The organism is Bdellovibrio sp. HCB185ZH, assembly GCF_047302455.1.
Classification (GTDB): Bacteria; Bdellovibrionota; Bdellovibrionia; order Bdellovibrionales; family Bdellovibrionaceae; genus Bdellovibrio.
In genome coordinates this window covers 1,699,943-1,712,232 of the sequence record NZ_CP178624.1, presented here as the reverse complement: position 1 = coordinate 1,712,232, position 12,290 = coordinate 1,699,943, and the positions used below count along the sequence as shown (strand labels likewise).

Sequence of the window (12,290 nt, the reverse complement as noted above, 5' to 3'; positions counted from 1 at the left end):
AAGCAAAATAACTACCCAGGAGACAAAAATGGCGAAATTATTTATTCAGGACTTGCCGACAGAACAAGAGTTAAAAGCTTCTTGCGGAGATCTGCACACGGAAGAGGTGGATGCAGGAATTCTTCACTCGAACCTTCTTTTCATGAAGGTGGCAAATGAGTTGGACAATCACCTTGAAGGTGTACTTTCCAAATACAGTCTTTCCAGCGGACGATTCACACTTCTTTACATGCTAAGAAACGCACCAGAGGGATTGAGCCCTTCGGCGCTGGCTTCCAAAGCAGGTGTTACACAAGCGACGATTTCGGGCTTGTTGAACAATATGGAGAAGAACGAATTGATCGTGCGTGAAACACATGTAAAGGACGGTCGTTCTTTTGTGATCAAATTGACACCAAAAGGCGACAGCACTTTGAAAGAGATTTTCCCACAGTGGTATCCACGCTTGAAAGAGTTCTGGGCGCAACAGTTCACTCAAGAACAATTAGTTGCCTTCAAAGCGACTCTCGAAGAAATGATCAAGAAAACCGAAGTCCTCGGGACTGAAGGTTAGTCCTCGGTCCCTCGGACCGATTCATATTCAGCCGGGCCTTGATAGGAAACACAGGGCCTGGTTGCAATCTAACAAAATTCCAATAGCCCCGAACTTTTCCCATAGAATAAAGGTGAGACTTTAAATCTTGATCGGGAGGTTTGTTATGGCTTCGATTCCAATGCAAGACAGCGACATGTCGAAATGTATTAAAGCCTGCATGAACTGTACAAAGGCTTGTATGGAAGCTCTTCATTATCTGTTGCAGCAAGGGGTATCTGGGAAGCAGGTGGCGATGTTGCACATGTGCGCAGAGGCTTGCCAGCTTTCTTCAAAAATGATGCTCGCGGATCTTGAATTCCACCATCAAGCGTGCGAACTGTCGTTTGAGCTTTCGACAGCTTGTGCTGCGATCTGTGCTTCGTATGATGACGAGATGATGGCAAGATGTGCGGAAACCTGTCGACATTGTTCCGAAACCTGCAGAGGTATGGCAGGTATGACGGTGCATATGAAAGGTACTGCAAAAGATCTTCGCAGCACCCTTCCTTCGACGCGTCTATAATTCAACTATGTCGTCAATGATGCCTGCTTTCATAAGCGTGGTGAATAACTTGGTGTTGTCAGCAGGCGAGATGACTTCCGAAAAGCCCGAAAGCGCTTCTGAAATGTTTTTGCCTTCCTGCAAATCCAAAATGATTTCTGCGTGCGTGGGATCGATCGAATCCACCAAGAGCTGACCTTCTTTTTTGTAAATCAAAACACTCTCTGGCTGATTCCAATTGATTTCTTCGTAAGTATATCGCGGTTCTTTGCGTCGATTCCATAAGGCAGTGACGGAGTACATGCTTTGGAAGATTCTCATCGCTGCGATAAAACTGATGCGGAAGTTATTAGAGTGTTCAAAAGGCTTGATGTCTTCCAAAGGCACAGGATTGGGTGTGGCTGCATTTTGCACTTCTTTTAGCAACCATTCAAACTTTGCCAGATCCTGCAGAAATGGAATCCCACGGGTTCTTGTCGTGACTCCCAGGTATTCACTGAAATTCGCACCATATTCTGACAGACGAAACGGAACTGTGGGTTGAGATTCGATGAATCGCGCCGTTATCTCATGAAACAAATCAGGTCCCAAGACCCAGGCGACGGTTTCATAGGTTTTCGCCAAGGCTCCTGCAAGTTTTGAATAATAGATGTCATGGTAGATTTCGAATCCTAATTCTAACGGCAGGTTTCCCGCGGGGCGCAGATGAGTCAAAGAGGCATCGTCCGCTTCTCCGTTCAGAACATTTTTTTTAAACAGATGCTGTGCTTCGCTCAAGCTCATTGTTGTTCTCCAATATAAAAGAAGCTTTGATCACTTCCATTTCCAGTTCACTGAATTCAGGAATATTGCGCTGTCTTTCCGTCGCGATCGGCAAGTGGCGAATTTGTGGCGACAGATACTTAAATAAATCCCATACAGGTCGTGTGATTTCTGACGCTTTTCGGTCCAGCCAATAGGACTCCGTTTCAGTTGGACCCGACAGATGGATCTGTACGACGTGATTTAGGGGAAGCTTTTGCAAATACTTGTGAGCATTGAATCCATGATTTTGAGAATTCACAAACAACGCTCCTAAATCCAAGACCAAGCCGCAACCTGTGCGTTTTGCAACTTCACCTAAAAATTCCACTTCACTGTTTTCATTGTTGGTGAAATCCACATAGGTCGCGATATTTTCTAATGCAATTGAAGTCTTAAGCTGACTTTGAACGGAATCTATATTGTCGCAAACGACTTCTAGACTTTCCTTATTTAAAGGGAGGGGAAAAAGTCCATGCAGATTTTCTCGGGTGCCACCGGTCCAAGCCAAGTGATCAGATACAAGAAAGGGTTCCACACGTTCGATTAAGTTTCTGAGCTCGCGCAAGTAAAGAGGGTCTACTCCGCCGGCAGAACCAATATTTAAATGAGAGCCGTGAAGCGCGATAGGATAATCGTGGCGCAGGTTTTCTAAAACTTCCATCGAGCGGCCCAATGGACTCATATAGTCTTCGCTGGAGGCTTCAAACCAGGCAACGTCGGTAAGCGGTTGTTGTTCTAAATAAGAAAAGTGGGAGGGATGAAGTCCCATCCCCACTTTAAAGTTTGGAGTTTGATATCTCATTTTGCTTTTCCTGGGATGATAGCTTCACCCTCGATATCAATTTCGACATTATCTCCAACGACAACACCGCCTGTTTCTAAAGCTTTATTCCAGATTAAACCGAAATCTTTGCGATTCAGTTTTGTTTCGATTTCAAAACCAACGCGGCGAATTCCCATCGGATCCGTTACGGCGCCTTTGTATTCCACTTCGAGCGTCACATCTTTGGTAACACCGTGAACGGTTAGCTTGCCTTGAACCTCTTTGGGTTTGGCATTCTCGTAAATGACTTTGGTGCCTTTAAATTCGATCGTTGGAAATTTTGCGACATCCAGGAAATCAGGGCTTTTCAGATGCTTATCGCGATCGGCTTGATTCGTATTGATCGAATCGGCGTGGATTTTTACGACAACATTATCTAGCTTTTGCGATTTTTCATCGAAGTCGAAGCTGCCTTCAAATTTATCAAAGGTGCCTTTTACTTTCGAAATCACCATGTGAGGGACTTTGAATGTGATGTTGGTGTGAGCCGGGTCGATTTGGAATTTGGCGGCCTGGGCGGATGTTGCTAAAAATGAGAACATCAACACTGAAGTTAGTATCTTCTGTGAGCGCATAGGGACTCCTTTTGTTATATTATTTTTGAACTAGCAGATATGGTTTTTTAAAGAATGATTTCGGGCAAATTACCAATCAGAAAACGCTTCCTGGAATGCTGAATTACACAGTCATGGCTTCACCACGAGCGGCAGTTTTAAATCTGCTGGTCGCACACCCGCAGCTTCGTCGGCACGCCATCCGGGCTCAACCGTGGCTCGCCTGCGCGAGTGCGCGCCGTCGTGGCGCCCACGGAGGCCGACTTCGTGCGGGCATGCGCCCATCAGCTTTAAAACTGCCGCTCGTGTTGAGCAGACTTTGATTCACAATCCGTTGCTTTAGATTTTTTCGAAGTGGCAATAAAAAAAGGAAGGCATCGAGCCTTCCTTTTTTAGTTTTGGGAGTTTTTGGAATTATTGATTCAGGTCTTGTTCGGTGCCTGGGGTTAGGTGGTTTTCGCAGGTTAAGTTGAGTTCGGTAACTTTTTGGCCTGTGATGATCATTTGGATCGTGTTGGGTTGATTAGCAGTGCCGGATGTGATGTCCCATTTTACCGAGGCTACTTTGAATCCTTGCTTTGGGGCGCAACCTACGCAGAACGCTGTGATCAGGCTGTTGAGATCGCCTTCGACGCCAGCCTCGGCATCCACGCCGTAGCTCGCGTCGTTTTCAACGGTAAGGGTGCCTGGGTCGCCTGATAGGGCGTACGTTCCCACGGTGAAAGTGTATTTGCCTGTTTGATCTTTGCATACGGCCTGACCTGTGGGGGCTGCGAATGAAAACATTGGGAACAGTAGCGCTGTGAGAACGATTTTAATCATGGGACTCTCCTTTTGGTTACAGAGGAGTTTTGCATTGGATATGCCAAATGTTTCGGCCAACTGAATCGCACCTCGTTGCGGGTTGAACTGCCGAATTAATTTACAGAGGACAAATTAAGTTCTTCACTGAGCGAAGGGCGGTTTTTTACCTACGAACATAGGGCAAAAAAAAAGGGAGCTCGACGAGCTCCCTTTGGTGGTTTTTAGCGGGTGGTTCTGAAATTAAAATTTCAAAAGAGCGCCGACATCCAATTTACCATTAGATGTTACTTTTCCGTTCAAAGCTGGGATTGGTTTTGCTGAACCAAGTACTGCAGCTTTAACGTCTTGCCATGATTTTTCCGGGTGAGCTGACCAGTAAAGAGCCGCTGCGCCTGCAACGTGTGGAGTGGCCATTGAAGTTCCGTCCCAAGTGGCTTTGAAACCGTATTTGTCGATCACGATGTCAGAGTAGTTGTTGAATACTGTTGTTGAGAACACAACCACACCCGGTGCGCCGATGTCTACTGAACGGTTACCCCAGTTAGAGAAAGAACCCAGCTGGTCTTTTGCGTCGATCGCTGCCACAGAGATGATAATATCGTGCGGGTAGCTTGATGGGTAAGCTGGTGCAGAATCGTTGTCATTATCATAGCCAACGCCTTTGTGACCATTACCTGCAGCTGCGATGAACAGAACGCCTTTGTCTTGTGCGAATTGAACGGCATCACGCAAAGCTTTGTTTTCTGCGCCTGCATTTGGATCTTCACCTTCAGAGCCCCAAGAGTTGCTCATGATTTTCGCGCCATTGTTCACAGCATAGTTGATCGCTTTGATCGCGTCCGCAGTTGTGCCTTGGCCTTTTTCAGAGATGAAACGCAAAGACATGATTTTTACATTCGGTGCAACGCCTGCGATACCTTTGCCGTTGTTGTTGCGAGCGGCAACGTTACCAGCGCAGTGAGTACCGTGACCTGGATTCCCACCTTTGAAAAGGATATCAAGTGGCTCCATCGATAGGTCATAAGGTTTGTTGTCGTTAGAAACAAAGTCCCAACCGATTGTATCGTCGATGTAACCATTGCCATCATCGTCGATACCGTTGTTGGCGATCTCTTTTGGATTTCTCCAAAGATTCGGCAACAGGTCTTCGTGAGTGTAATCAACACCCGTATCGATCACGGCTACAACCATTTCTGGTGAACCTTGAGTGACTTTCCAAGCTTCCACCACGCCGATATTGTTCATGCCCCATTGTTTGTCGAACAATGGATCCGCACCTGGTGTTGATTGCGGAGCGTTAGGAATTTCTGGGTTGTCTTTGATCGCCAAAACCTGTGGTTCTGGGTTGCGACGCAACATTTTCGCCAAAGCGGCTCTGCGCAATGGATCTTGGATGCGATAGTCTTCCATCAGATGGATTGGATAGTTCGGTTGAACGTACTCAACCGCTGGATTTTTCACCAAAGTATTTAAACTCATGGACTTCGGAGCTTGAACACGAACTAGACTTTCCGTGATTTTCTCTGTTTTTGCCCCTTGGATTTCTACATCTTCGTAGCCCGGTGCTAGTTTAATAAGCAAATCTTGCGTTTTATGCTGAGCTTGAGCGCCCAAAGCGAATGCAAGAACGGCGGCAGATGTGAACACAGCCATCTTAGTCATGAAAACTCCTTTCAAAACAATCCTTGTTATGTGGTTACACAGTTCGATTTCTAAACTGATGTTTGAGTCGAAATTTAAGTCTGTGTTCAATCGAGAGGAGAATCAATTTCATTTGCGACGACTATGGGTTTTGCTAGGGTGCGTTGAAGTTGCGCGCAGAGAGGTTTACGATGAGTATCTAGTTGTCAGGACTACGGTTTTTCGTTAGTTACTTAATGATAGCTAATTGAAATTGCAGAGGTGTATTTATGCACAAAGATCAAGTGCAAGGTTCCGCGCTCGGAACTCAAGCAGCAGACGATCAGTCGCGCGATGTTGCGTTTACGACGAAGCTCGATCATATCGTTGCTTGGGGACGCAAAAACTCATTGTGGCCAATGCCGTATGGTACTGCTTGTTGCGGTATCGAATTCATGTCGGTGATGGGACCGAAATATGACCTAGCTCGTTTCGGAGCCGAGGTTGCACGTTTCTCTCCTCGTCAAGCAGACTTACTTGTGGTTGCTGGTACGATCACTGAAAAGATGGCACCTGTCATCGTTCGTATCTACCAACAAATGCTTGAACCTAAATACGTAATCTCCATGGGCGCATGTGCAAGCTCTGGTGGTTTCTATCGTGCGTACCACGTTCTTCAAGGCGTTGATAAAGTCATCCCTGTCGACGTGTACATCCCAGGTTGCCCTCCAACACCAGAAGCGGTGATGGACGGTATTATGGCTTTGCAAAAAATGATCGCAGATCACACTCCACGCCCGTGGAAAGACAACTGGAAGAGCCCATATGAGCAAGCTTGATACACTAAAACAAAATCTAGCGGGTCGTTTTAATACTGCGAACTTCAAGTTCATCAGCGCTGTGGGCGATGATGTGATCGAAGCTCCAAAAGAAGACGTGCCAAAACTTTTGATGTACTTGAGAGAATCGGGTTCATTCGACTTCCTGATGGACGTTTGCGGAGTGGATTATCCAACTCGCGAAAAACGTTTTGACGTGGTCTACAACTTGTTCTCCTCTAAAGACAACTCTCGTTTGCGTATCAAAGCGCAAGTGGGCGAGGGCGAGTCTATCGGGACAGCGATTCCAGCTTACCGTGGTGCAGACTGGTTTGAACGCGAAGCTTACGACATGTTTGGTATCAAATTCGAAGGTCACATGAATCTTCGCAGAATTTTGACTCACCACCAATTCGTGGGCCATCCGCTTCGTAAAGACTACGATGCCGATCATCAACAATCCTGCACGGCTTCTTTGCCAATTCACTTCAACAACGAACCGGGCTCTCCTGGTGACGTGTTGAATGATAAATATGTTCCTTTGAACATCGGTCCTGCCCATACAGCAATGCACGGAACACTTCGTGTGATGGCGGAAATGGACGGGGAGACAATCGTTCGTTGTAACAACGAAATCGGTTACCTTCACCGTTGTTTCGAAAAAATGGCAGAGACTCACCCGTACAATCAGGTGATTCCATATACGGATCGTTTGAACTACTGTTCAGCGCCAATGAACAACATTGGTTACTGTAAAGCAGTGGAGCGTTTGTTGGGCGTTGAAATCCCACCAAAAGCCCAAGCAATGCGTATCATCCTTGCTGAGCTTTCCCGTGTTATCGACCATACGATTGCAATCGGTACTGGCGCGATGGACTTGGGTGCTTTGACTTCTTTCTTCTATATGTTCGGTTTGCGTGAACAAGTTTATACATTGTTCGAAAAACTGTGCGGTGCACGTCTTACGGTTTCTATGACTCGCGTAGGTGGTATGGCTCAGGACGCACCAGAAGGTTGGTTCGACGAAGTTTTGGCTCTTTGTAAAGAGCTTCGCCGTGGAACTGACGAAATGGCGGGGATGGTTGTCGACAATAAGATCTTCATCCAACGTACTCGCAATGTGTGCCCGGTTTCTGCAGCTGATGCGATTCAATGGGGCTACACAGGTCCAATGCTTCGTGCTTCTGGCGTGAATTTAGATATCCGCAAAGCCAACCCATATTATGGATATGACCAACTAGATTTCGACATCCCAGTTGGTACTTCTGGTGACATCTATGATCGTTACTTGGTTCGTTTCGAAGAAATGCGCCAATCTATCCGTATCATCGAGCAAGTTTGTAAAAACGTGCCAGCGGGCGATTACACGATCCGTGATAAAGGTATCGTTCTTCCAGAGAAAAAAGACGTTTACGGAAACATCGAAGGTTTGATGAACCACTTTATGTTGGTGATCAAAGGTCTTCGTCCACCAGTTGGCGAAGTTTACGATGCAACGGAAGCGGCAAACGGCGAGTTGGGCTTCTACCTTGTGTCTGACGGCTCTGCGAACCCGTATCGTTTGAAAGTTCGTCCACCGTGCTTCGCTATTTACCAGTCTTTCCCGACTGTGGTTAAAGGTGCGATGTTGGCGGATGCAATTGCAACTGTAGCTTCCATGAACTTGATTGCCGGAGAATTGGACCGCTAGGTCCAATTCTGAAGAAGGAACATATAAATGTTTAAACTTTCTGAACAAGGCTTGGCTAACGTTAAAAAAGAACTTGCTCGCTATGAAGCGAAAGAGTCTGCGATTATTCCAAGTCTTTATATTGCACAAAAAGAAAACAGTGGCTTCATCACGCCAGATATTATCCGTCACTTGTCTCAAGTAATGGATATCCCTGAAGCGCGTATCAATGAAGTTTTCAAGTTCTATACAATGTTTAACCAAGAACCTGTTGGTAAATACCACGTTCAAGTTTGCACGAATATTTCTTGTGCTCTTGAGGGCGGTCGTGAAATGGCTCACCACATCTGCAAAGAGTTGGGCGTAAAGCTTAACGAAGTGACAGCTGACGGCCGCTTCACGGTATCCAAAGTTGAGTGCTTGGGTTCATGCGGAACGGCTCCAATGATGCAAGTGAATGACACTTACCATGAAAAGCTAACTCCTGAATCAGCGATGAACTTGTTGAGAGGTATGAGATAATGGCTGAAACTAAAGTTCTTACAGAATTCTATCATTTGCCAGAGTATCAAACTCTTGCAGGTTACAAAGCTAAAGGCGGTTACGAAACTTTGCCTAAAGCTTTGAAAATGCAACCTCAGCAAATCATCGACGAAGTGAAGGCTTCTGGTCTTCGTGGTCGTGGTGGTGCGGGTTTCCCGACAGGTATGAAATGGGGCTTCTTGCCGAAAAATGGCGAACCTCGTTACCTACTTTGCAATGCCGATGAAGGTGAGCCAGGTACATTTAAAGACCGTATGATGATGGAGCGTGCTCCACATCAGTTGATCGAAGGTATGATTATCTCTGCTTTCGCGGTGGGCTCTCATAAAGGTTACATCTACGTTCGTGGTGAATACGTATTCCCAATCGAATGTCTGAATAAAGCGATCAAAGAAGCTTACGATGCAGGTCTTCTGGGTAAAAACATTTTGGGTTCTGGTTTCGACTTTGACCTGGATGTCTACCGTGGTGCCGGCGCGTATATCTGCGGCGAAGAAACAGGGATGATTTCCTCTTTGGAAGGTCTGAAAGGCCAACCAAAATTGAAACCTCCTTTCCCAGCAGTTCAAGGTTACTTGCGCAAGCCAACTATCGTAAACAACGTGGAAACGTTGGCTGCAGTTACTTACATCGTTAAAGATGGCGCGCAAACTTACCGCAAATTCGGAACTGAGAAATCAGCAGGAACTAAATTGTTCTCTGTATCTGGTAATGTGGCTAAGCCTGGTAACTATGAAGTTCCATTGGGTTACCCGTTGTTGGATCTGATCAATAACGAATGCGGTGGCATGAAACCAGGTCGTAAATTGAAAGCGATCATCCCTGGCGGTTCGTCTGCTCCGGTTTTGACAGCTGAAGAGTGCGCGAAAGCAAATCTTGATTACGAATCCCTTGCGGGCTTAGGCACAATGCTTGGTTCTGGTGCGGTGATCGTGATGGATGACTCTCAATGTATGGTTGATATGTTGGGTGTTTTGACTCACTTCTACGCTCACGAATCATGTGGTCAATGTACTCCATGCCGTGAAGGGACTGGTTGGTTGAACAAGATCCTTCACTCGATCTTGGAGGGCCGTGGCCGTCTTCAAGATATCGATTTGTTGGTGAAAGTTGCCGACAATATGAAAGGTAAAACAATCTGCGCTCTTTCAGACGCTGCTGCTTTACCGGTTCTAAGCTTTGTAACTAAATTTAGAGATGAATTTGAATTCTACGTTCGTGAAGGACGTTCGAAAGTAAAAGGAACGACATATGCCGAAATGCACCATTAATGGCAAAGAAGTCGAAGTAAAAGAAGGCACGTCGATCATCGAAGCTATGCAAAAGACGGGCGATCGTATCGCTCACTATTGCTGGCATCCAGGATTGAGCGTTGCGGGTGTTTGCCGTCTGTGCGTTGTGGAGATCGAAGGAAATCCACGTGTTCAGATCGCGTGTAACACTATGGTTACTGAAGGCATGAAGATCAATAACACGTCTGAAAAAGTTAAAGACACCGTTAAGTGGGGTCTAGACTTCCACTTGATCAACCATCCTTTGGATTGCCCGATCTGTGACCAAGCTGGTGAGTGCGGTTTGCAAGATCAATACATGGAGTACGGTAAGTACGATCCAGAAATGGCCGAAGCGAAAGTTAAGAAACACAAAGTTGTGGATTTGGGGCCGACTGTGGTTCTGGATTCTGAACGTTGTATCTTGTGCTCTCGTTGCGTTCGTTTCACTGAAGAAGTTTCTAAAACAAACGAGTTGGGTCTGTTCAACCGTGGTGACCGTACTGAAATCGGTACTCACGATGGCATGCCTTTGGATAACAAATATTCTTTGAACACAGTCGACATCTGCCCAGTGGGTGCGTTGACTTCCAAAGACTTCCGTTTCCGTCAGCGCGTTTGGTATCTAAAAGACGGCGACAGCGTTTGTAACGGTTGCTCGACTGGTTGTAACATCAAAGTATACTACAACAAGGAAGGCCTTTTCCGTATCAAGCCGGTTTACAATGAACAAGTAAACGGTCACTGGATGTGCGATAGCGGTCGTAACGCCTATAAATTCGTAAACCGCGATGCGCGCCTTCTTAAAGGTGTGGCTCGTGGCGTGGAAATGGCTCCAGGTGCGGCAGCTAAGAATGCGAACGAAGTTTTGAAAAACACAGCTGGCGATGCGATCGCTCTGGTTTTGACAGCTCAGTACACTCTTGAAGAGTACGAAGCGATCATCAAAACGTTTGTTGAAGAATTCAAAACTAAAAAAGTATTCTTCTGGATCAACAACAAAGAAACTTTCGACAGCTTTGATGGATTGTTATCTCGCGGAGATAAAAATCCGAACACGAAAGGCTTGCTGAAAGTGATGGAAAAATACGGCATCACTGCGACTTGGAATGACTTGTCTGCAGGTCTTGCTAACGGTTCTATCAAAACTGTTGTGGTAGCGGGTCCAGAGAACCAAGTGGTATTCCCTGAATACGGCGAAAGATTGAAAGAGCTTTCTAAAGCTCAAAATTTGATCTGGATGCAATCAGGTAAGAACGAAGCTTTGTCTGCTTTGACGGGTAATGTTTGGATCATTCCAATGAAAACATTCGTCGAAAAAGACGGAACATTCATCAACTACTCTGGTCTTGAACAAAAGATCAAAAAAGTAACAACTGTGGTTTCTGAAGCTCTGACTTTGACAGAAGCGGCTTTGTTGTTGGCTGGTAAAAACTTGGCGATGCCGATGACGGCGCCATTCATGCCAACAAATCAACGTCCTGACCAAGTTGAGTTGGAACACCGTAAGAAGAATGAGTTTGTATTCAGAAGAGGTAGCCTATGAGCGTAATGCAAAATAACTCGGAAAAGTCCAAGTGGTACTTGCCGGGCGTTTTAGGTGGCTTGTCCGTAACCATGAAACACATGGTTACGAACCTTTTGAACCGCAAAAAGATGATGACTTTGAACTACCCGGAAGAGAAGTACGACTACTCTCCACGATTCAAAGGTAATCACGTTTTGACAGTGAAAAAAGACGGATCTCTTCGTTGCACAGCTTGTATGTTGTGCGCGACGAACTGTCCTGCTGAATGTATCAAAATCGTTGCAGCAGAACATAACGATCCAGCTGTTGAAAAATTCCCAATCGCTTATGAAATTGATATCCTTCGTTGCGTATTCTGCGGTTTCTGTGAAGAAGCGTGCCCAGTAGACGCGATCCGCTTGGGCCCAGAATGGCAAACTCCAGCGGTGAATGGTGGTCAGTTCATCTACGACATCAATCACTTGGCTTACCGTCCGAACTTAAAGGGTGGTATCCAGACACACGTGGACGACGAAGAACGCCACAAACAGGGTATCTAGTATCTAGGCGGTTGATGAAAAGCGGCCAGCTGACTTCGTTGTCGGCCGCTTCCATCGCTGCGACGTACTTGGAGTACGCCTCCGCGGCTGGAACCAACCTCCGCCTTGCATCTGACCACTTTTGATCAACCTTGGTTCTGGGTTGAGAATAAAAAAAGCCACCATTGAGGTGGCTTTTTTTATTTGTGGTTGTGGGCGACCTTGGCGACCGAGGGTCGCCTCGGAACCAGTATCGAATTTC

The 12,290-nt window shown here is 46.2% G+C and carries 14 protein-coding genes; 9 read left to right on the top strand and 5 right to left on the bottom strand.

Annotated elements, in window-relative coordinates; all coding sequences use genetic code 11:
* Positions 1 to 28 precede the first annotated feature (28 nt).
* Positions 29 to 553: a MarR family winged helix-turn-helix transcriptional regulator gene (locus ACLSU7_RS08420; RefSeq protein WP_413295089.1), complete on the top strand. Its 525-nt coding sequence runs from the start codon at positions 29 to 31 to the stop codon at positions 551 to 553.
* Positions 554 to 698: 145 nt separating this feature from the next.
* A complete protein-coding gene (locus ACLSU7_RS08415; RefSeq protein ID WP_413295088.1) occupies positions 699 to 1,097 on the top strand; it encodes a four-helix bundle copper-binding protein in 399 nt (132 codons plus the stop codon).
* Here the strand turns inward: ACLSU7_RS08415 and ACLSU7_RS08410 are convergent.
* The 3 genes from ACLSU7_RS08410 to ACLSU7_RS08400 are packed head-to-tail and all read right to left on the bottom strand — an operon-like array spanning position 1,092 to position 3,278.
* Complete coding sequence (locus tag ACLSU7_RS08410; RefSeq protein ID WP_413295087.1) at positions 1,092 to 1,859, bottom strand: putative DNA-binding domain-containing protein; 768 nt, start codon at positions 1,857 to 1,859, stop codon at positions 1,092 to 1,094. The two genes, ACLSU7_RS08415 and ACLSU7_RS08410, sit on opposite strands and share 6 nt — an antisense overlap.
* On the bottom strand, positions 1,828 to 2,682 hold the full coding sequence (locus ACLSU7_RS08405; RefSeq protein WP_413295086.1) for a DUF692 domain-containing protein: 855 nt from the start codon (positions 2,680 to 2,682) through the stop codon (positions 1,828 to 1,830). Before ACLSU7_RS08405 ends, ACLSU7_RS08410 begins: the two co-directional genes overlap by 32 nt.
* Positions 2,679 to 3,278 (bottom strand): YceI family protein, encoded by a 600-nt coding sequence (locus tag ACLSU7_RS08400; RefSeq protein WP_413295085.1) that lies wholly within the window; start codon positions 3,276 to 3,278, stop codon positions 2,679 to 2,681. The genes ACLSU7_RS08405 and ACLSU7_RS08400 overlap by 4 nt, the downstream gene beginning before the upstream one ends.
* Before the next feature lie 113 nt (positions 3,279 to 3,391).
* Between ACLSU7_RS08400 and ACLSU7_RS08395 the strand changes: the two genes are divergently transcribed.
* Positions 3,392 to 3,580: a hypothetical protein gene (locus tag ACLSU7_RS08395; RefSeq protein WP_413295084.1), complete on the top strand. Its 189-nt coding sequence runs from the start codon at positions 3,392 to 3,394 to the stop codon at positions 3,578 to 3,580.
* A 91-nt stretch (positions 3,581 to 3,671) separates the two neighbouring features.
* Here the strand turns inward: ACLSU7_RS08395 and ACLSU7_RS08390 are convergent, their stop codons facing one another.
* Entirely contained in the window at positions 3,672 to 4,079 is a 408-nt protein-coding gene (locus ACLSU7_RS08390) for a hypothetical protein (RefSeq protein ID WP_413295083.1), read from the bottom strand.
* A gap of 222 nt (positions 4,080 to 4,301) precedes the next feature.
* Entirely contained in the window at positions 4,302 to 5,723 is a 1,422-nt protein-coding gene (locus ACLSU7_RS08385; RefSeq protein ID WP_413295082.1) for a S8 family peptidase, read from the bottom strand.
* 248 nt (positions 5,724 to 5,971) lie between these two features.
* On the opposite strand from ACLSU7_RS08385, the gene ACLSU7_RS08380 reads away from it, so the two are divergent.
* From ACLSU7_RS08380 to ACLSU7_RS08355, 6 genes are read left to right on the top strand one after another with little or no spacing between them, the layout of a single operon-like run.
* Positions 5,972 to 6,520, top strand: coding sequence for an NADH-quinone oxidoreductase subunit B (locus ACLSU7_RS08380; RefSeq protein WP_413295081.1), 549 nt, complete (start codon positions 5,972 to 5,974; stop codon positions 6,518 to 6,520).
* Complete coding sequence (gene nuoD, locus ACLSU7_RS08375; protein WP_413295080.1) at positions 6,507 to 8,189, top strand: NADH dehydrogenase (quinone) subunit D; 1,683 nt, start codon at positions 6,507 to 6,509, stop codon at positions 8,187 to 8,189. The genes ACLSU7_RS08380 and nuoD overlap by 14 nt, the downstream gene beginning before the upstream one ends.
* A gap of 27 nt (positions 8,190 to 8,216) precedes the next feature.
* Positions 8,217 to 8,690: an NADH-quinone oxidoreductase subunit NuoE gene (nuoE, locus tag ACLSU7_RS08370; RefSeq protein WP_413295079.1), complete on the top strand. Its 474-nt coding sequence runs from the start codon at positions 8,217 to 8,219 to the stop codon at positions 8,688 to 8,690.
* Complete coding sequence (gene nuoF, locus ACLSU7_RS08365) at positions 8,690 to 9,982, top strand: NADH-quinone oxidoreductase subunit NuoF (RefSeq protein ID WP_413295078.1); 1,293 nt, start codon at positions 8,690 to 8,692, stop codon at positions 9,980 to 9,982. The genes nuoE and nuoF overlap by 1 nt, the downstream gene beginning before the upstream one ends.
* Complete coding sequence (locus ACLSU7_RS08360; RefSeq protein WP_413295077.1) at positions 9,963 to 11,528, top strand: 2Fe-2S iron-sulfur cluster-binding protein; 1,566 nt, start codon at positions 9,963 to 9,965, stop codon at positions 11,526 to 11,528. The genes nuoF and ACLSU7_RS08360 overlap by 20 nt, the downstream gene beginning before the upstream one ends.
* Positions 11,525 to 12,049 (top strand): NuoI/complex I 23 kDa subunit family protein, encoded by a 525-nt coding sequence (locus tag ACLSU7_RS08355; RefSeq protein ID WP_142699086.1) that lies wholly within the window; start codon positions 11,525 to 11,527, stop codon positions 12,047 to 12,049. Before ACLSU7_RS08360 ends, ACLSU7_RS08355 begins: the two co-directional genes overlap by 4 nt.
* Positions 12,050 to 12,290: the final 241 nt, after the last annotated feature.

Coding starts and splice junctions, on each gene's coding strand:
- ACLSU7_RS08410 (WP_413295087.1), bottom strand. CDS start 1,859: ATGAGCTTGAGCGAAGCACAGCATCTGTTTAAAAAAAATGTTCTGAAC.
- nuoE (WP_413295079.1), top strand. CDS start 8,217: ATGTTTAAACTTTCTGAACAAGGCTTGGCTAACGTTAAAAAAGAACTT.
- nuoF (WP_413295078.1), top strand. CDS start 8,690: ATGGCTGAAACTAAAGTTCTTACAGAATTCTATCATTTGCCAGAGTAT.
- ACLSU7_RS08355 (WP_142699086.1), top strand. CDS start 11,525: ATGAGCGTAATGCAAAATAACTCGGAAAAGTCCAAGTGGTACTTGCCG.
- ACLSU7_RS08390 (WP_413295083.1), bottom strand. CDS start 4,079: ATGATTAAAATCGTTCTCACAGCGCTACTGTTCCCAATGTTTTCATTC.
- ACLSU7_RS08395 (WP_413295084.1), top strand. CDS start 3,392: ATGGCTTCACCACGAGCGGCAGTTTTAAATCTGCTGGTCGCACACCCG.
- nuoD (WP_413295080.1), top strand. CDS start 6,507: ATGAGCAAGCTTGATACACTAAAACAAAATCTAGCGGGTCGTTTTAAT.
- ACLSU7_RS08420 (WP_413295089.1), top strand. CDS start 29: ATGGCGAAATTATTTATTCAGGACTTGCCGACAGAACAAGAGTTAAAA.
- ACLSU7_RS08380 (WP_413295081.1), top strand. CDS start 5,972: ATGCACAAAGATCAAGTGCAAGGTTCCGCGCTCGGAACTCAAGCAGCA.
- ACLSU7_RS08405 (WP_413295086.1), bottom strand. CDS start 2,682: ATGAGATATCAAACTCCAAACTTTAAAGTGGGGATGGGACTTCATCCC.
- ACLSU7_RS08400 (WP_413295085.1), bottom strand. CDS start 3,278: ATGCGCTCACAGAAGATACTAACTTCAGTGTTGATGTTCTCATTTTTA.
- ACLSU7_RS08415 (WP_413295088.1), top strand. CDS start 699: ATGGCTTCGATTCCAATGCAAGACAGCGACATGTCGAAATGTATTAAA.
- ACLSU7_RS08360 (WP_413295077.1), top strand. CDS start 9,963: ATGCCGAAATGCACCATTAATGGCAAAGAAGTCGAAGTAAAAGAAGGC.
- ACLSU7_RS08385 (WP_413295082.1), bottom strand. CDS start 5,723: ATGACTAAGATGGCTGTGTTCACATCTGCCGCCGTTCTTGCATTCGCT.